Source organism: Edaphosphingomonas fennica (genome assembly GCF_003034225.1).
Taxonomy (GTDB): Bacteria; Pseudomonadota; Alphaproteobacteria; order Sphingomonadales; family Sphingomonadaceae; genus Sphingomonas_E; species Sphingomonas_E fennica.
The window spans coordinates 17,160-30,910 of record NZ_PHHF01000072.1 but is presented as its reverse complement, the minus strand read 5'-3'; the positions used below and the strand labels follow the sequence as shown (position 1 = coordinate 30,910).

The following is a 13,751-nucleotide window of genomic DNA, read 5'->3' as shown; positions in this document are numbered from 1 at the left end:
GGCTTCGCTCAATAGCCCGAACGGACGCAGAGCACGTCGGCGAGGTAGACCGCGCGGCCTTCCGATTCCAGCGCCTCGCTCTTCGATCCGTTCCAGCCCTGCGCGCGGCAGAAGGCGTCGGCGCTGCGGGCGGCGCAATTGGCCGTCGCGCTGCCCGTGGCGCAGGCGGCGACGCGGCGCCCGTCCCGCGCGGGGCGGGGGAAGAATTCGGCCGCCATGCCGCGCAGCGACTGGTTGGGCACGGGGCGCGGCGGCTCCGCTCCGATCGGGCGGATCGAGACGAGGCGGCTTCCCGGCCCGAGCTGGTTGCCGAGGTTCGACGTGCTGCGCGAAACCGTGATGCAGCGGCCGCCATAATTGCGCTGCGGGCAGAGCTGCCAGGTGCCGCTGTTGACGCGGATGCTGCGCACCGGCCAGGCGAGGCCCATGTCCGGGTTGGCGCGGCCCACCGCGACGGCGGGGCCGCTATAGCCGGCATCGCGATAGACGATCGCCTCCGGCTGGCCGCCGGGGCGGCGCTCCTCGGCGGCAGGGGCGAGCATGGCGGCGAACAGCATCGACAGCAGCATGGCATCCTCCTCCGTCCCGCCGGGCGCAGGCCCGGTCGGGGCAATCGATCATATCGCCGCTGTTACCATAAATTGCACGGGCACCAGCGCGATAACATGTTATCTGATCGCGCGATCCGTAGGGGGCGTTCGATGATGCGCAGCTTTTCGACAGCAGCCAGGGTGATGGGTGCCGCCGGTCTCCTTGCGATGGCGCCGCTCCAGCCTGCCGGCGCGGAGCCGGATGCCGACGCCGACACGGCCGAGATCGTCATCGCCGCCGGCCCCTGCTTCGGCCGCTGCCCGGTCTACAGCACCCGCATCCTCGCGGACGGCGGCGGCCGCTTCATCGGCACGCGCTTCGTCGCCAAGGTGGGGGAGCAGGCGCTGCTGGTGGAGCCCGCCACCTTCCGCGCGATCGAGAAGAGGCTCGCCCCCTATCGCCCCGCCGCCGACCGCCGGATCGGGCCGGAGGAATGCGAGAGCTTCCGCACCGACGCGCCGAGCTGGACGGTGCGCTGGGTCGACAAGTCGGGCGAGGCGGTGACGCTGTCCTTCAGCCTGGGCTGCACCGACCTGCGCTACGTGCCGCTGGCCGAGGCGATCCGCTCGTCGAACGAGATGCTGCCGATCGGCCCGCTGGTGGGCGATCGCCCGCGCTGACCGGCGCTCAGGGCGTGCGGGTGGCGCGGAGGTAGTCGGCGAGGCGCTGGAGCTGCTCGCCCATCACCTGATCGACGGCGGGCGCGATCTTGTCCGCCCCGCCGCGAACATGGCCGCTGACACTGTAGGTCTGGACGATGCGGACGCCGGCGGGATCGGCGGCGAGCGTCCAGCTCATCACCCCCGCGACGGCTTCGGCCTGCAAGGGCCCGAGCGCGCCCGACAGGCGGAGCAGGCGGCCGGGGCGGGCGGCGATCACGCGCATATGTTCGATGGAGCCGCCATCGGCCAGCTTCTCGCAGAAGCAGCCGCCGGCATGGAGGTCCAGCGTCATGTTGGCGGCATTGCCCGAATAGCTGTGCGCGCTGCTCCACCAGCGGCCGACATGGCCGAGCGCGCCATAGGCCGCATCGGGCGTGACGGGGACGGTGACGCTGCGCGATATCTCGAACGCACCGGCGGAGGCGGAGACGACTTCCGCGTCCGCAGGCGCCGCGGCGGCCAGCGCCGCTCCACCGATCATGGCCAGACCGAATGGGGCCGTAAAACGCATCATCCCCTCCCCCGGATATCGGGAGAGGGGATGATAGCATGACGAGGCGGCGGCCCGAAGCGGGTGCCCGCGCCTCCTATCGGGGGCCGAGGATCCGTTCGATCGCGGCCTCGACATCGGCAATCGGCGCCATGCCGTCGACGCGGGAGACCAGGCCCCGCGCCTCGTAGATCGGCAGGATCGGCGCGGTCTTGGCGCGATATTCGGCCATGCGGGTGCGCACGGTTTCCTCATTGTCGTCGGGCCGGCGCTTGAACTCGTGGCTGCCGCAGACGTCGCAGGTGCCGGGCACCTTGGGCAGCTTGAACTTGTCGTGATAGCCCTCGCCGCACTGCGCGCAGGTGAAGCGGCCGGTGATGCGTTCGACCAGCGCGTCCTCGTCCACCTCCAGCTCGATCACATGATCGAGGGTGCGGCCGCGCGCGGCGAGCAGGCCATCGAGCGATTCGGCCTGCGCGGCGGTGCGGGGATAGCCGTCGAAGATCACGCCGGTATCGGGCGACAGCGCGTCGAGCTGCTCGCCGATCAGGCCGGAGACGATCTCGTCCGAGACGAGGCCGCCCGATTCCATCACCGCCTTGGCCTGGAGGCCGATCGGCGTGCCCGCCTTGACGGCGGCGCGCAGCATGTCGCCGGTGGAAAGCTGCACCATGCCGCGTTCGGCGACCAGCCGGCCCGCCTGGGTGCCCTTGCCCGCGCCCGGAGGCCCCAGCAGAATGATGTTCATCGGAAGCTAGTCCCCCCTATTGCCGGTTTGCCGGTCTTTGCCGTCAGCGGCGATTGCCGCCCTTCAGCTTCGCCTTCTTGATGAGATCGCCATATTGATGGGCGAGCAGGTGGCTCTGGATCTGCGTGACGGTATCGATCGTCACGTTGACCACGATCAGCAGGCTGGTGCCGCCTAGCGCGAAGCTGATGCCCGCCCGCGAGGCCAGATATTCCGGCACGAGGCAGATCAGCGTCAGATAGGCCGCGCCGATCACGGTGATGCGGGTCAGCACGAAATCCAGATAGTCGGCGGTGTGCTTGCCCGGGCGGATGCCGGGGATGAAGCCGCCGTAACGCTTCAGATTGTCCGCCGTCTCCTCCGGGTTGAAGACGACCGCGGTGTAGAAGAAGCAGAAGAAGATGATGCCCGCCGCATAGAGCAGCATGTAGATCGGCGCGCCATGGGCGAGGTTGAGGTTCAGCCAGCTCAGCACCGACCCCCACCAGGTATCGTCGTTCACGCGCTGGCCGGCGAACTGGCTGATCGTGAGCGGCATCAGCAGCAGCGACGACGCGAAGATCGGCGGGATGACGTTGGCGGTGTTGATCTTGAGCGGCAGGAAGCTGCGATCGCCCTGCATCATGCCGCGCGCGGTCTGGCGCTTCGGATACTGGATCAGCACCCGGCGCTGCGCGCGCTCCATGAAGCAGATGAACAGGATCAGGCCCGCGATCAGCGCGACCACGCCGAGGATCAGCACCGGCGACAGCGAGCCGGATCGGCCGCCCTCGAAAAGCTGGGCGAGGTGCGTGGGCAGCGAGGCGACGATGCCGGCCATGATGATGAGCGAGACGCCGTTGCCGATGCCCCGGCTGGTGATCTGTTCGCCCAGCCACATCAGGAACATCGTGCCGCCGATCAGCGAGATCACGGTGGTGACGCGGAACAGGATGCCCGGATCGATCACGGCGGACATGCCCTGGTCCGCACCCCAGGCTTCCAGGCCGACGGCGATGAAATAGCCCTGGATCGCGGTGAGCAGCACCGTGCCGTAGCGGGTATATTGGTTGAGCTTCTTGCGCCCGCTCTCGCCTTCCTTCTTGATCGCGGCGAGCGACGGCGACAGCGAGGTCGCGAGCTGCACGACGATCGAGGCGGTGATGTAGGGCATCACGCCGAGCGCGATCAGGCTCATGCGCGAGAGGCTGCCGCCCGAAAAGGTGTTGAAGAAATCGAGAACGCCGCCCTTGGTCGTTTCGAACTGGGCGTGGAGCGCCACCGGATCGATGCCGGGCAGCGGCACGAAGCTGAGCAGGCGAAACACGATGAGCGCGCCCAGCGTGAACCACAGCCGCTTCTTGAGATCGGTCGCCTTGGCGAACTGGGAAAGACTGACGTTGGCGGCCAGTTGTTCGGCTGCGGATGCCATGCGTTTAACGACCCCGGAAAAATTGAAGGCGGCGGAGTGCCTCTACGCCCCCCGCCGCCTCATATAATGCCCCTGTCGCGCTTGTCAGCCCCGAACACCAAGAACGGGCCGGAAAGCGCAACCGGAAATTCAGGCCTTGGCGGCCTTCTTGGCGGCGAGGGTCTTGCCCTTCTTGGCGGCAGCCTTTTCGGCCGCCGGAACCACCACGATCACCTCGACCGAGCCGCCGGCCTTCTCGACCGCCGCCTTGGCGCCGGCGGACGCACCGGCGACCTTGAGCGACAGCTTGGCCTTGAGCTCGCCCTTGCCGAGCAGGCGCACGCCATCCTTGCCGCCACGGGCGACGCCCGCCGCCTTGAGCGCGGCGTGATCGATCACGCCGTCGGTGGCGAGCTTGCCGCCGTCGACCAGCGCCTGGATCTGGCCCAGGTTCACCTCGGCATAATCCTTGGCGAAGATGTTGTTGAAGCCGCGCTTCGGCAGGCGCATGTGGAGCGGCATCTGACCGCCCTCGAAGCCCTTGATCGAGACGCCCGAGCGGCTCTTCTGGCCCTTCTGGCCGCGGCCGCCGGTCTTGCCGAGGCCCGAGCCGATGCCGCGGCCCACGCGGACCCGGCCCTTGCGCGCGCCCTGATTGTCGCGGATATCGTTCAGTTTCATATCGTGCACTCGCTTTCGCTTTTGTCGCGCTGAGCCCGCCCCGCATCGCGGGAATCGGACTCGATCTGTCTGGCTAGAGGCCGAGGCCCCTACCCCGTTCGCCGCCGGGCCGTAAAGCCCAAATCGGCCCATGGACCAAATCGACAAAGGGCCGCGATGCGGCCGAAGCCATCATCGCGGCGCCTTGTGAGCCCCGGCAATCGGCCGGGACGGCCGAGGGGATCAGCCCTCGACCTTCACCATGTGCTGCACCTTGCGGATCATGCCGCGCACTTCCGGAGTATCCTCCAGCTCGCGGGTCCGGTGCATCTTGTTGAGGCCCAGGCCGACGAGGGTCGCGCGCTGGTCCTTGGTCCGGCGGATCGGCGAGCCGACCTGCGTCACCTTGATGGTCGCCATGTCCGATTACTCCGTAACGGCCGCGGCTTCGGCTTCCGCCACCTCGGCCGAAGCACCGCCACGACCCAGCAGGTCGGCGATCTTCTTGCCGCGGCGCTGGGCCACCGACTTCGGGCTGGTCTGATCCGAAAGCGCCTCGAAGGTCGCGCGGATCATGTTGTAGGGGTTCGAGGTGCCGACCGACTTGGTCACCACATCGGCCACGCCCAGGCTTTCGAAGATGGCGCGCATCGGGCCACCCGCGATGATGCCCGTGCCCTGCGGCGCCGAGCGCAGCGTCACCCGGCCCGCGCCGAAATGGCCGTTGCCGTCATGGTGCAGCGTGCGGCCTTCGCGCAGCGGAACGCGGATCATCGCCTTCTTGGCGGCAGCCGTCGCCTTCGAGATGGCTTCCGGCACTTCGCGCGCCTTGCCATGGCCGAAGCCGACCCGGCCCTTGCCGTCGCCGACGACGACCAGAGCCGCGAAGCCGAAGCGCTTGCCGCCCTTCACGGTCTTGGAGACGCGGTTGATGTGGACGAGCTTTTCGATCAGCTCCTCGCCACCTTCCTCGGCGCCACCGCGACGATCGTCGCGACGGCCACGGTTGCCGTCGCGGCCACGGCCGCCACGATCACCGCCCGGGCCACGGCCACGGCCGCCACGCGGACCACGGCCCTGGCGCTCGCCTTCCGGCGCGCCGCCGGCGGCGGGCGCATCGGCAGGAGCGCCCGCCTGGATTTCGGTTTCGTCAGCCATATTAGAACTCCAGTCCGCCTTCGCGGGCGGCGTCGGCGAGAGCCTTCACCCGACCATGGAACAGAAAGCCACCGCGATCGAATACGACCTTGGTGACGCCGGCGGCCGAGGCACGCTCCGCCAGGCGCTTGCCGACGGCAGCCGCGGCTTCCGCCGTGGCGCCGGTCTGGCCGCGGACATCCTTGTCCAGCGTCGAGGCGGCGGCGACCGTGCGGCCGGCGGCGTCGTCGATCACCTGGGCATAGATGTGGCGGCCCGAACGGTGCACCGAAAGGCGCGGACGGGTGGCGCCACGAGCCCGCAGCGCGGTGCGGACGCGCTGGCGGCGCTTCGCGAAAAGAGAGAGCTTGGCCATTACTTCTTCTTCCCTTCCTTGCGGAAGATGAACTCGCCGGCATATTTGATGCCCTTGCCCTTATAGGGCTCCGGCTTGCGCCAGCGGCGGATCTCGGCGGCGACCTGGCCGACCTTCTGCTTGTCGATGCCGCTGATCTGCACCGTCGTCTGGTCCGGCGTCGCGATCGTGATGCCTTCCGGCACCGCGAAATCGACGTCGTGGCTGTAGCCGAGCTGCAGCTTCAGGTTCTTGCCCTGAAGGTTGGCGCGGTAGCCGACGCCGGTGATCTGCAGCGTCTTCGAGAAACCCTCGGTCACGCCCGTCACCAGATTCTGCACCAGGGTGCGCTGCATGCCCCAGAAGGAGCGGGCGCGCTTGGTGTCGTTGGCCGGCTGGATCGCGATCTGGCCGTCCTCGATGGCGTAGGTCACCTCATCGGCCAGCGGCAGGGTGAGGGTGCCCTTGGGCCCCTTCACCGAAAGCTCGCGGCCCTCGATCGTGGCCGTCACGCCCGCGGGAATGGCGACCGGCTTCTTGCCCGTGCGGCTCATCAGAAGACCTCCGCGAGAATCTCGCCGCCGACATTCTGCTCGCGCGCTTCCGCGTCGGACAGAACGCCCTTCGGCGTCGAGACGATGGTGATGCCGAGGCCGTTGCGGATGCGCGGCAGCTCCTTGGCGCCCGAATAGACGCGGCGGCCCGGCTTCGAGACGCGGGCGACATGCTGGATCGCCGGCTGGCCCTCGAAATATTTCAGCTCGATGCGCAGGCCATCGTGGCCGGCGAGATCTTCCGAGCTGTAGCCACGGATATAGCCTTCGCGCTGCAGCACGTCGAGGACGCGGGCACGCAGCTTGGACGCCGGGGACAGGACGCTGTCCTTGCGCGCGCGCTGGCCGTTGCGGATGCGGGTGAGCAGATCACCCAAAGGATCGGTCAGAGCCATCTTCAGTTCCTTACCAGCTCGACTTCGTGACGCCCGGGATCAGGCCCTTGTTGGCCAGATCGCGCAGCTGGACACGGCACAGCCGGAACTTGCGGTAGTAAGCGCGCGGACGCCCGGTCAGCTCGCAACGGTTGCGAACGCGGGTGGGGTTCGCGTTGCGCGGCAGCTCGGCGAGCTTCAGGCGCGCGATCAGGCGCTCCGTCTCGTCCTTGCCTTCATCGTCCGCGATCGCCTTGAGGCGCGCATACTTGCCAGCATATTGCTTGACGAGCTTCTTGCGCTTCTCGTTCTTGTTGATCGAACTCAGTTTCGCCATGACTTAAGTTCTCTTTCCTTATCGGATCGAGCCAGTCTCCCCGAGGGAGATCAGGCCGCCTTCTTTTCTTCGACGACGGGCTGCGGGAACGGGAAGCCGAACAGGCGAAGCAGCTCGCGCGCTTCCTCGTCGGTCTTCGCCGTCGTCGCGACGACCACGTCCATGCCACGGATCTTGTCGATCTTGTCGTAGCTGATTTCCGGGAAGATCAGCTGCTCCTTCAGGCCGGTGGCATAATTGCCGCGGCCGTCGAACGACTTGTCGGAAAGGCCGCGGAAGTCGCGGACGCGCGGCAGGGCGATCGTCACGAACCGGTCGAGGAATTCGTACATCCGCTCGCGACGAAGGGTGACCTTCGCGCCGATCGGCATGCCTTCACGCAGCTTGAACTGCGCGATCGACTTCTTCGCCTTGGTGATGACGGCCTTCTGGCCGGCGATCGCGGTCATTTCCTGGGCCGCGACCTCGACCTTCTTCTTGTCCTGCGTCGCCTCGCCGACGCCCATGTTCAGCACGATCTTCTCGAGCCTGGGCACCTGCATCGGGTTGGTGTAGCCGAACTTCTCCGTCATCGCCTGGACGATGCGGTCCTCGTACAGCTTCTTGAGGCGGGGCTTGTAAGCGTCAGCCATTGATCTGCTCCCCGGACTTCACGGCCACGCGGACCTTCTTGCCGTCCTTGATTTCGAAGCGGACGCGCGTCGGCTTGCCGTCGGCGGTCACATGCGCGACCTTCGAGACATGCAGCGGCGCTTCCACGCGCTCCAGGCCACCCTGCGGGTTGACCTGGGTCGGCTTGCGGTGGCGGGTCGCGACGTTCACGCCGGACACGATCACCTTGCCCTCCTTGGGCAGCGACTTGGTGACTTCGCCGGTCTTGCCCTTGTCCTTGCCGGACAGGACGATGACCTTGTCACCCTTCTTGATCTTCAACGCGGCCATCACAGCACCTCGGGCGCGAGCGAAATGATCTTCATGTGGCCCGCCTGGCGCAGTTCGCGCACCACCGGCCCGAAGATGCGGGTGCCGATCGGCTCCCCGCTATTCTTGTTGATCAGAACGGCGGCGTTGCCGTCGAACCGGATCGTCGAACCGTCCGGACGATGAATGTCCTTCGCGGTGCGGACGATGACGGCGCGGTGCACGTCGCCCTTCTTCACCTTGCCGCGCGGGGCGGCTTCCTTGATCGACACGACGATCACGTCGCCGACGGTGGCGGTGCGGCGCTTGGAACCGCCGAGCACCTTGATGCACTGGACGCGCTTGGCGCCCGAGTTATCGGCCACGTCCAGGTTGGACTGCATCTGAATCATGGGTCAGTCCTCCTTAACCGGCGACGGCGGGGCTTTCGGCCCCGACCTTGCCCAGAACGCGCCACGTCTTCAGCTTGGAGATCGGCGCGCATTCCTCGATGCGGACGGTCTCGCCTTCCTTGAACACGTTGCCCTCGTCATGGGCGTGATACTTCTTCGAACGGCGGATGATCTTGCCGTAGAGCGGGTGCTTCACCTTACGCTCCACCAGCACCACCACCGTCTTGTCGGTCTTGTCGGAGACCACAGTCCCCGTCAGCACGCGCTTCGGCATGACTGGTGTCTCCTTACTTGGCGGCCGAGCGCGCGCGCTCGGTCTGGAGGGTCTTGATCTGCGCGATGGTGCGACGCACCTCACGCACCCGCGACGGCTTCTCCAGCTGGCTGGTGGCGGCCTGGAAGCGCAGGTTGAACTGCTCGCGCTTCAGCTCGCCCAGCTGCTCGGAGAGCTGGTCGTCGGTCTTCGTCTTGAGATCGCTGATCTTGGCCATGTCACGCAGCCTCGTAAATCGATTCACCGAGGCGGGCGACCACCTTGGTCTTGATCGGCAGCTTCTCCATCGCACGCTCGAAAGCGACGCGGGCGAGCGGGCCGGGAACGCCGTCCAGCTCGAACAGGATGCGGCCGGGCTTGACGCGGGCGGCCCAGAATTCGGGCGAACCCTTACCGGAGCCCATGCGGACTTCGGCCGGCTTCGACGAGACCGGAACGTCCGGGAAGATGCGGATCCACAGACGGCCCTGGCGCTTGATGTGGCGCGTGATGGCACGGCGGGCGGCCTCGATCTGGCGGGCGGTGATCCGGTCCGGCTCCAGCGCCTTCAGGCCGAAGGCGCCGAAGTTGAGCTGAGTGCCACCCTTGGCATCGCCGTGGATGCGGCCCTTGAAGGCCTTGCGGAATTTTGTGCGCTTTGGTTGCAGCATGTCTTAATCGCCTTCTGACACCGATTGTCCGGTCGATCAGGCGACGTGGAAAGGGGCGAACCCCTTACCGCGCCGGCCGGACCCCCGACGTCTGAGCTTCCATCATGAGCCGATCCTGGGCGAGCGGATCATGGCCGAGAATCTCGCCCTTGAAGATCCACACCTTGATCCCGCACACGCCATAGGCGGTGTGGGCTTCGGCTTCGGCATAATCGACGTTCGCGCGCAGCGTGTGCAGCGGCACGCGACCTTCGCGATACCATTCGGTCCGCGCGATCTCCGCGCCGCCGAGACGGCCGGCGCAGGTGATGCGGATGCCTTCCGCGCCGAGACGCAGCGCCGACTGCACCGCGCGCTTCATCGCACGGCGGAACGCGACGCGGCGTTCGAGCTGGTCGGCGACGCCCTGGGCCACGAGCTTGGCGTCGATTTCCGGCTTGCGGATCTCGACGATGTTCAGGCTCACGTCCGACGACGTCATCTCGCCCAGCTTCTTGCGGAGCTTCTCGATATCCGCGCCCTTCTTGCCGATGATGACACCGGGACGGGCAGCGTAGATCGAAATGCGGCACAGCTTGGCCGGACGCTCGATCACCACCTTGGAGATCGCCGCCTGCGGCAGCGCCTTCATGATGAACTTGCGGATCTTCAGATCCTCAAGCAGCAGGCGGCCATAATCGGCGCCTTCGGCGAACCAGCGGCTGTCCCAGGTGCGGTTGATCTGCAACCGCATGCCGATCGGGTTGGACTTCTGACCCATGTTATTCTCCAGCCTCTTCCTGCTCGCGGACGACCACGCGCAGGCGCGAGAACGGCTTGACGATGCGGGTGGAACGGCCGCGGGCGCGGGTGGCGAAGCGCTTCATGACGAGGCCCTTGCCGACCGAGGCTTCCTTCACGACGAGCGCGTCCACATCGAGATTGTGGTTGTTCTCGGCGTTGGCGATCGCGCTCTGAAGCACCTTGCGGACGTCAACCGCCATCGCCTTCTTGGAGAAAGCGAGGATGTTGAGCGCGTCGCCGGCCTTCTTGTTGCGGATGAGGGCCGCGACCAGGTTCAGCTTCTGCGGCGAGCCGCGGACGGTGGTGGCCACCGCCAGCGCTTCCTTATCGCCGACCTTGCGGGGGGATGCAGGCTTCGACATCAGCGCTTGCCCTTCTTGTCGGCGGCGTGGCCGGGGAAATAGCGCGTCGGCGCGAATTCACCCAGCTTGTGACCGACCATGTCTTCGTTGACCGACACCGGCACGAACTTGCGGCCGTTGTAGAGGTTGAAGGTCAGGCCGACGAACTGCGGCAGGATCGTGGAGCGGCGCGACCAGGTCTTGATCGGCGCGCGGGCACCAGATTCCTGCGCGGCCTCGGCCTTGCGCAGAAGGTGCAGGTCGACGAACGGACCTTTCCAGACGGAACGGGCCATGGCTTACCTCTTCTTCTTCGCGTGACGCGAACGGATGATGAACTTGTCCGTCGCCTTGTTGCTGCGGGTGCGGGCGCCCTTGGTCGGCTTGCCCCACGGGGTGACCGGGTGACGGCCGCCCGAGGTGCGGCCTTCACCACCGCCATGGGGGTGGTCGACCGGGTTCTTGGCGACGCCGCGGGTGAGCGGACGATGGCCGAGCCAGCGGTTGCGACCGGCCTTGGCGAGGTTCTGGTTCGCGTTGTCGGGGTTCGACACCGCGCCCACCGTGCACATGCAGTCCGAACGGATGTAGCGCTGCTCGCCCGAGTTCAGGCGAACCATCACCATGCCCTTGTCGCGGCCGACGATCTGCACATAGGTGCCGGCGGCACGCGCGATCTGGCCGCCCTTGCCGGGCTTCATCTCGACATTGTGGACGATCGTGCCGACCGGGGCCTGGCCGATCTCCATCGCGTTGCCGGGCTTGGTATCGGTCTTCTTGCCCGCCACGATCACGTCGCCGGCAGCCAGACGCTGCGGCGCGATGATGTAGGCCTGCTCGCCGTCCTCATACTTCACCAGCGCGATGAAGGCCGAGCGGTTCGGGTCATATTCCAGGCGCTCGACGGTCGCGGGCTGATCCCACTTCCGGCGCTTGAAATCGACGAAGCGATACTTCTGCTTGTGGCCACCCGCGATGCCGCGCGCGGTGGCGTGGCCCATGTTGTTGCGGCCGCCGGACTTGCGCTTGCCTTCGGTAAGCGCCTTGACCGGCTTGCCCTTCCACAGCGACGACTTGTCGACGAGGATCAGGCCGCGCCGCGCCGGGCTGGTCGGGTTATAATGCTTCAGCGCCATGGCGTCAGATCCCCGTGGTCACGTCGATGGACTGGCCTTCGGCCAGCGTCACGATCGCCTTCTTCACGTCCGAGCGGCGGTAGGGCGCGCCCTTCCACTTCTTCGTCTTGCCCTTCTGGACGATGGTGTTCACGCCCGTCACCGAGACGTTGAACAGCGCTTCGACAGCCGCCTTGATCTCGGGCTTGCTGGCGTCGCCGGCGACCTTGAAGACCACCGCATTATGCTCGGAGAGCAGCGAGGCCTTCTCGGTGATGTGCGGCGCGAGCACGACGTCATAATGACGCAGTGCCACCGCTTCGTTCTGCTTCTTAGCCATTGAGGCGCGCCTCCAGCTTCTCGACGGCGGCGCGGGTCAGCACCAGCGTGTCATGCTTCAGAATGTCGTAGACGTTCGCACCGATCGCCGGCAGCAGGTTGACGCCCTTGATGTTGCTCGAAGCCAGCGCGAAGCTGACGTTGAGCGCATCGCCGTCGATCACCAGCGCCTTCGTGCCGAAGCCCAGCTTCGCGAGCTGGCCCGCGAGCGTCTTGGTCTTGCCTTCGGCGACATCCAGCGCGTCGACGACGATCAGGTTGCCGTCCTTGGCCTTGGCCGAGAGCGCCATCTTCAGGCCAAGCGCGCGAACCTTCTTGTTCAGCGACGGGTTGAAGTCGCGAAGGCGGGCACCGTGGGCCTTACCACCGCCGATGAAGACGGGGGCGCGGCGATCGCCGTGACGGGCCGTGCCGCCGCCCTTCTGGCGACCGAACTTCTTGCCCGAGCGGGCAACGTCCGAACGCTCGCGGGTGGGACGGGCCGTGCCGCGGCGCTTTTCGAGCTGCCAGGTGACGACGCGGTGCAGGATGTCCGCGCGCGGCTCGAGGCCGAACACCTCGTCCGCGAGTTCGATGTCGCCCGACGCCTTGGCGTCGAGGGTCTGAACCTTGACCTTCATGATCAGCCCTCCTGGCCTTCAGCGGCTTCGGCAGCGACTTCGGCGGGAGCCTCGGCCTGCGGAGCGCTATCGTTGCTGCCAGCCTTCTTCACGGAGGCCGGATAGGGCGCATCGGCGTGACGCGCGACCTTGACCGAATCCTTGACGATCAGCCAGGCGCCCTTCGATCCGGGCACCGAGCCCTTGACGAAGATCAGACCGCGCTCGACGTCGGTGGAGACGATCTCGAGGTTCTGCTGCGTGCGCTGGCGATCACCCATGTGACCGGCCATCTTCTTGTTCTTGAAGACCTTGCCCGGATCCTGGCGGTTACCGGTCGAACCGTGCGAACGGTGCGAGACGGAAACGCCGTGCGTGGCGCGCAGACCGCCGAAGCCCCAGCGCTTCATGGCGCCGGCGAAGCCCTTGCCCTGCGTCTGGCCGGCAATGTCGACATACTGGCCCGGCACGAAATGGTCGGCGGCGATTTCCGCGCCAACCTCGAGCACGGCGTCATCGGCCACGCGGAATTCCACGAGGCGCGCCTTGGGCTCGACTTCCGCCTTGGCGAAATGCCCGCGCTCGGGCTTCGAGATGTTCTTTACCTTCGCGGTGCCCGCGCCGAGCTGCACGGCCACATAGCCGTCGCGCTCCTTGTCGCGGACCGAGACGACCTGATTGCCTTCCAGGGACAGAACAGTAACCGGAACGTGCCGGCCGTCTTCCTGGAACAGGCGGGTCATCCCCATCTTCTTCGCGATCACGCCAGTGCGCATGATCCGTTCCTTCCAACAGAGGCTCCCGTCAGCGGGGAGCGTGCCAACGAAAAAGGCCCCGGCGCAACCGCCGAAGCCCAGCCCAATGAACCCTTGCCCCCGTCAGGGCCATCATTTCCGCTTCGTAAAAAGCGAAAGACGGGGACTCGGTCGCCAGCCTTGAAGGCTGGCCGGTATCCCTACTCTTCCGTCGCGCGATCGAAGGGCCCAGGGGCCGATCGCCTTTCGACTTACGCCGCGTGGCGGAAAATCGCGCGAGGCGC

Annotated in this window: 25 protein-coding genes; 1 reads left to right on the top strand and 24 read right to left on the bottom strand. The window is 66.8% G+C overall.

Annotated elements, in window-relative coordinates; translation table 11 throughout:
* Positions 1-8: 8 nt before the first annotated feature.
* Entirely contained in the window at positions 9-569 is a 561-nt protein-coding gene (locus CV103_RS17305; RefSeq protein WP_070934943.1) for a beta/gamma crystallin-related protein, read from the bottom strand.
* Positions 570-701: 132 nt separating this feature from the next.
* Between CV103_RS17305 and CV103_RS17300 the strand changes: the two genes are divergently transcribed.
* A complete protein-coding gene (locus CV103_RS17300; protein ID WP_146163450.1) occupies positions 702-1,211 on the top strand; it encodes a DUF6438 domain-containing protein in 510 nt (169 codons plus the stop codon).
* Positions 1,212-1,218: 7 nt separating this feature from the next.
* Here CV103_RS17300 and CV103_RS17295 read toward each other — a convergent pair whose 3' ends face one another.
* The 23 genes from CV103_RS17295 to rplC form a co-directional block, all read right to left on the bottom strand.
* Positions 1,219-1,764 (bottom strand): SRPBCC family protein, encoded by a 546-nt coding sequence (locus CV103_RS17295; RefSeq protein WP_107395668.1) that lies wholly within the window; start codon positions 1,762-1,764, stop codon positions 1,219-1,221.
* A 76-nt stretch (positions 1,765-1,840) separates the two neighbouring features.
* Positions 1,841-2,491 (bottom strand): adenylate kinase, encoded by a 651-nt coding sequence (locus CV103_RS17290; protein ID WP_015458339.1) that lies wholly within the window; start codon positions 2,489-2,491, stop codon positions 1,841-1,843.
* Positions 2,492-2,534: 43 nt separating this feature from the next.
* Positions 2,535-3,902 carry a preprotein translocase subunit SecY gene (gene secY / locus CV103_RS17285; protein ID WP_015458340.1) on the bottom strand — a complete coding sequence of 456 codons (1,368 nt, stop codon included), beginning with the start codon at positions 3,900-3,902 and terminating at the stop codon, positions 2,535-2,537.
* Between the two features lie 129 nt (positions 3,903-4,031).
* Entirely contained in the window at positions 4,032-4,562 is a 531-nt protein-coding gene (gene rplO, locus CV103_RS17280) for a 50S ribosomal protein L15 (protein WP_015458341.1), read from the bottom strand.
* A 222-nt stretch (positions 4,563-4,784) separates the two neighbouring features.
* Positions 4,785-4,961 (bottom strand): 50S ribosomal protein L30, encoded by a 177-nt coding sequence (rpmD, locus tag CV103_RS17275; RefSeq protein WP_015458342.1) that lies wholly within the window; start codon positions 4,959-4,961, stop codon positions 4,785-4,787.
* A gap of 6 nt (positions 4,962-4,967) precedes the next feature.
* Positions 4,968-5,699 (bottom strand): 30S ribosomal protein S5, encoded by a 732-nt coding sequence (gene rpsE, locus CV103_RS17270; RefSeq protein WP_015458343.1) that lies wholly within the window; start codon positions 5,697-5,699, stop codon positions 4,968-4,970.
* Between the two features lies 1 nt (position 5,700).
* Complete coding sequence (rplR, locus tag CV103_RS17265; protein ID WP_015458344.1) at positions 5,701-6,054, bottom strand: 50S ribosomal protein L18; 354 nt, start codon at positions 6,052-6,054, stop codon at positions 5,701-5,703.
* Positions 6,054-6,587: a 50S ribosomal protein L6 gene (rplF, locus tag CV103_RS17260; RefSeq protein ID WP_015458345.1), complete on the bottom strand. Its 534-nt coding sequence runs from the start codon at positions 6,585-6,587 to the stop codon at positions 6,054-6,056. Before rplF ends, rplR begins: the two co-directional genes overlap by 1 nt.
* Positions 6,587-6,982, bottom strand: coding sequence for a 30S ribosomal protein S8 (gene rpsH / locus CV103_RS17255; RefSeq protein WP_015458346.1), 396 nt, complete (start codon positions 6,980-6,982; stop codon positions 6,587-6,589). The genes rplF and rpsH overlap by 1 nt, the downstream gene beginning before the upstream one ends.
* A gap of 10 nt (positions 6,983-6,992) precedes the next feature.
* On the bottom strand, positions 6,993-7,298 hold the full coding sequence (gene rpsN / locus CV103_RS17250; RefSeq protein WP_015458347.1) for a 30S ribosomal protein S14: 306 nt from the start codon (positions 7,296-7,298) through the stop codon (positions 6,993-6,995).
* A 50-nt stretch (positions 7,299-7,348) separates the two neighbouring features.
* On the bottom strand, positions 7,349-7,930 hold the full coding sequence (rplE, locus tag CV103_RS17245; protein ID WP_015458348.1) for a 50S ribosomal protein L5: 582 nt from the start codon (positions 7,928-7,930) through the stop codon (positions 7,349-7,351).
* Positions 7,923-8,240 carry a 50S ribosomal protein L24 gene (gene rplX / locus CV103_RS17240; RefSeq protein WP_015458349.1) on the bottom strand — a complete coding sequence of 106 codons (318 nt, stop codon included), beginning with the start codon at positions 8,238-8,240 and terminating at the stop codon, positions 7,923-7,925. Before rplX ends, rplE begins: the two co-directional genes overlap by 8 nt.
* Entirely contained in the window at positions 8,240-8,611 is a 372-nt protein-coding gene (rplN, locus tag CV103_RS17235; protein ID WP_015458350.1) for a 50S ribosomal protein L14, read from the bottom strand. Before rplN ends, rplX begins: the two co-directional genes overlap by 1 nt.
* A 13-nt stretch (positions 8,612-8,624) precedes the next feature.
* A complete protein-coding gene (rpsQ, locus tag CV103_RS17230) occupies positions 8,625-8,885 on the bottom strand; it encodes a 30S ribosomal protein S17 (protein WP_015458351.1) in 261 nt (86 codons plus the stop codon).
* 13 nt (positions 8,886-8,898) lie between these two features.
* On the bottom strand, positions 8,899-9,102 hold the full coding sequence (gene rpmC, locus CV103_RS17225) for a 50S ribosomal protein L29 (protein ID WP_015458352.1): 204 nt from the start codon (positions 9,100-9,102) through the stop codon (positions 8,899-8,901).
* Between the two features lies 1 nt (position 9,103).
* On the bottom strand, positions 9,104-9,535 hold the full coding sequence (rplP, locus tag CV103_RS17220; protein WP_015458353.1) for a 50S ribosomal protein L16: 432 nt from the start codon (positions 9,533-9,535) through the stop codon (positions 9,104-9,106).
* A gap of 64 nt (positions 9,536-9,599) precedes the next feature.
* Positions 9,600-10,295 (bottom strand): 30S ribosomal protein S3, encoded by a 696-nt coding sequence (gene rpsC, locus CV103_RS17215; RefSeq protein WP_015458354.1) that lies wholly within the window; start codon positions 10,293-10,295, stop codon positions 9,600-9,602.
* A gap of 1 nt (position 10,296) precedes the next feature.
* Positions 10,297-10,680 carry a 50S ribosomal protein L22 gene (gene rplV / locus CV103_RS17210; protein WP_015458355.1) on the bottom strand — a complete coding sequence of 128 codons (384 nt, stop codon included), beginning with the start codon at positions 10,678-10,680 and terminating at the stop codon, positions 10,297-10,299.
* Entirely contained in the window at positions 10,680-10,955 is a 276-nt protein-coding gene (gene rpsS / locus CV103_RS17205) for a 30S ribosomal protein S19 (RefSeq protein WP_010127197.1), read from the bottom strand. Before rpsS ends, rplV begins: the two co-directional genes overlap by 1 nt.
* A 3-nt stretch (positions 10,956-10,958) precedes the next feature.
* Entirely contained in the window at positions 10,959-11,795 is an 837-nt protein-coding gene (rplB, locus tag CV103_RS17200) for a 50S ribosomal protein L2 (RefSeq protein WP_015458356.1), read from the bottom strand.
* A gap of 4 nt (positions 11,796-11,799) precedes the next feature.
* Positions 11,800-12,114 carry a 50S ribosomal protein L23 gene (locus CV103_RS17195; RefSeq protein ID WP_107395654.1) on the bottom strand — a complete coding sequence of 105 codons (315 nt, stop codon included), beginning with the start codon at positions 12,112-12,114 and terminating at the stop codon, positions 11,800-11,802.
* Positions 12,107-12,733 (bottom strand): 50S ribosomal protein L4, encoded by a 627-nt coding sequence (gene rplD, locus CV103_RS17190; RefSeq protein WP_015458358.1) that lies wholly within the window; start codon positions 12,731-12,733, stop codon positions 12,107-12,109. The genes CV103_RS17195 and rplD overlap by 8 nt, the downstream gene beginning before the upstream one ends.
* A gap of 2 nt (positions 12,734-12,735) precedes the next feature.
* On the bottom strand, positions 12,736-13,488 hold the full coding sequence (rplC, locus tag CV103_RS17185; RefSeq protein WP_070934953.1) for a 50S ribosomal protein L3: 753 nt from the start codon (positions 13,486-13,488) through the stop codon (positions 12,736-12,738).
* Positions 13,489-13,751: the final 263 nt, after the last annotated feature.

Excerpts from the sequence above, each read along its gene's own strand:
- rpmC (WP_015458352.1), bottom strand. The coding sequence starts at position 9,102 with ATGGCCAAGATCAGCGATCTCAAGACGAAGACCGACGACCAGCTCTCC.
- CV103_RS17305 (WP_070934943.1), bottom strand. The coding sequence starts at position 569 with ATGCTGCTGTCGATGCTGTTCGCCGCCATGCTCGCCCCTGCCGCCGAG.
- rplN (WP_015458350.1), bottom strand. The coding sequence starts at position 8,611 with ATGATTCAGATGCAGTCCAACCTGGACGTGGCCGATAACTCGGGCGCC.
- CV103_RS17195 (WP_107395654.1), bottom strand. The coding sequence starts at position 12,114 with ATGGCTAAGAAGCAGAACGAAGCGGTGGCACTGCGTCATTATGACGTC.
- rpsQ (WP_015458351.1), bottom strand. The coding sequence starts at position 8,885 with ATGCCGAAGCGCGTGCTGACGGGGACTGTGGTCTCCGACAAGACCGAC.
- rpmD (WP_015458342.1), bottom strand. The coding sequence starts at position 4,961 with ATGGCGACCATCAAGGTGACGCAGGTCGGCTCGCCGATCCGCCGGACC.
- rpsH (WP_015458346.1), bottom strand. The coding sequence starts at position 6,982 with ATGGCTCTGACCGATCCTTTGGGTGATCTGCTCACCCGCATCCGCAAC.
- rplV (WP_015458355.1), bottom strand. The coding sequence starts at position 10,680 with ATGTCGAAGCCTGCATCCCCCCGCAAGGTCGGCGATAAGGAAGCGCTG.
- rplR (WP_015458344.1), bottom strand. The coding sequence starts at position 6,054 with ATGGCCAAGCTCTCTCTTTTCGCGAAGCGCCGCCAGCGCGTCCGCACC.
- CV103_RS17300 (WP_146163450.1), top strand. The coding sequence starts at position 702 with ATGATGCGCAGCTTTTCGACAGCAGCCAGGGTGATGGGTGCCGCCGGT.
- rpsC (WP_015458354.1), bottom strand. The coding sequence starts at position 10,295 with ATGGGTCAGAAGTCCAACCCGATCGGCATGCGGTTGCAGATCAACCGC.
- rplB (WP_015458356.1), bottom strand. The coding sequence starts at position 11,795 with ATGGCGCTGAAGCATTATAACCCGACCAGCCCGGCGCGGCGCGGCCTG.
- secY (WP_015458340.1), bottom strand. The coding sequence starts at position 3,902 with ATGGCATCCGCAGCCGAACAACTGGCCGCCAACGTCAGTCTTTCCCAG.
- rplE (WP_015458348.1), bottom strand. The coding sequence starts at position 7,930 with ATGGCTGACGCTTACAAGCCCCGCCTCAAGAAGCTGTACGAGGACCGC.
- rplC (WP_070934953.1), bottom strand. The coding sequence starts at position 13,488 with ATGCGCACTGGCGTGATCGCGAAGAAGATGGGGATGACCCGCCTGTTC.
- CV103_RS17295 (WP_107395668.1), bottom strand. The coding sequence starts at position 1,764 with ATGCGTTTTACGGCCCCATTCGGTCTGGCCATGATCGGTGGAGCGGCG.
- rpsN (WP_015458347.1), bottom strand. The coding sequence starts at position 7,298 with ATGGCGAAACTGAGTTCGATCAACAAGAACGAGAAGCGCAAGAAGCTC.
- rpsE (WP_015458343.1), bottom strand. The coding sequence starts at position 5,699 with ATGGCTGACGAAACCGAAATCCAGGCGGGCGCTCCTGCCGATGCGCCC.
- rplX (WP_015458349.1), bottom strand. The coding sequence starts at position 8,240 with ATGGCCGCGTTGAAGATCAAGAAGGGTGACAAGGTCATCGTCCTGTCC.
- CV103_RS17290 (WP_015458339.1), bottom strand. The coding sequence starts at position 2,491 with ATGAACATCATTCTGCTGGGGCCTCCGGGCGCGGGCAAGGGCACCCAG.
- rplP (WP_015458353.1), bottom strand. The coding sequence starts at position 9,535 with ATGCTGCAACCAAAGCGCACAAAATTCCGCAAGGCCTTCAAGGGCCGC.
- rplO (WP_015458341.1), bottom strand. The coding sequence starts at position 4,562 with ATGAAACTGAACGATATCCGCGACAATCAGGGCGCGCGCAAGGGCCGG.
- rplF (WP_015458345.1), bottom strand. The coding sequence starts at position 6,587 with ATGAGCCGCACGGGCAAGAAGCCGGTCGCCATTCCCGCGGGCGTGACG.
- rplD (WP_015458358.1), bottom strand. The coding sequence starts at position 12,733 with ATGAAGGTCAAGGTTCAGACCCTCGACGCCAAGGCGTCGGGCGACATC.
- rpsS (WP_010127197.1), bottom strand. The coding sequence starts at position 10,955 with ATGGCCCGTTCCGTCTGGAAAGGTCCGTTCGTCGACCTGCACCTTCTG.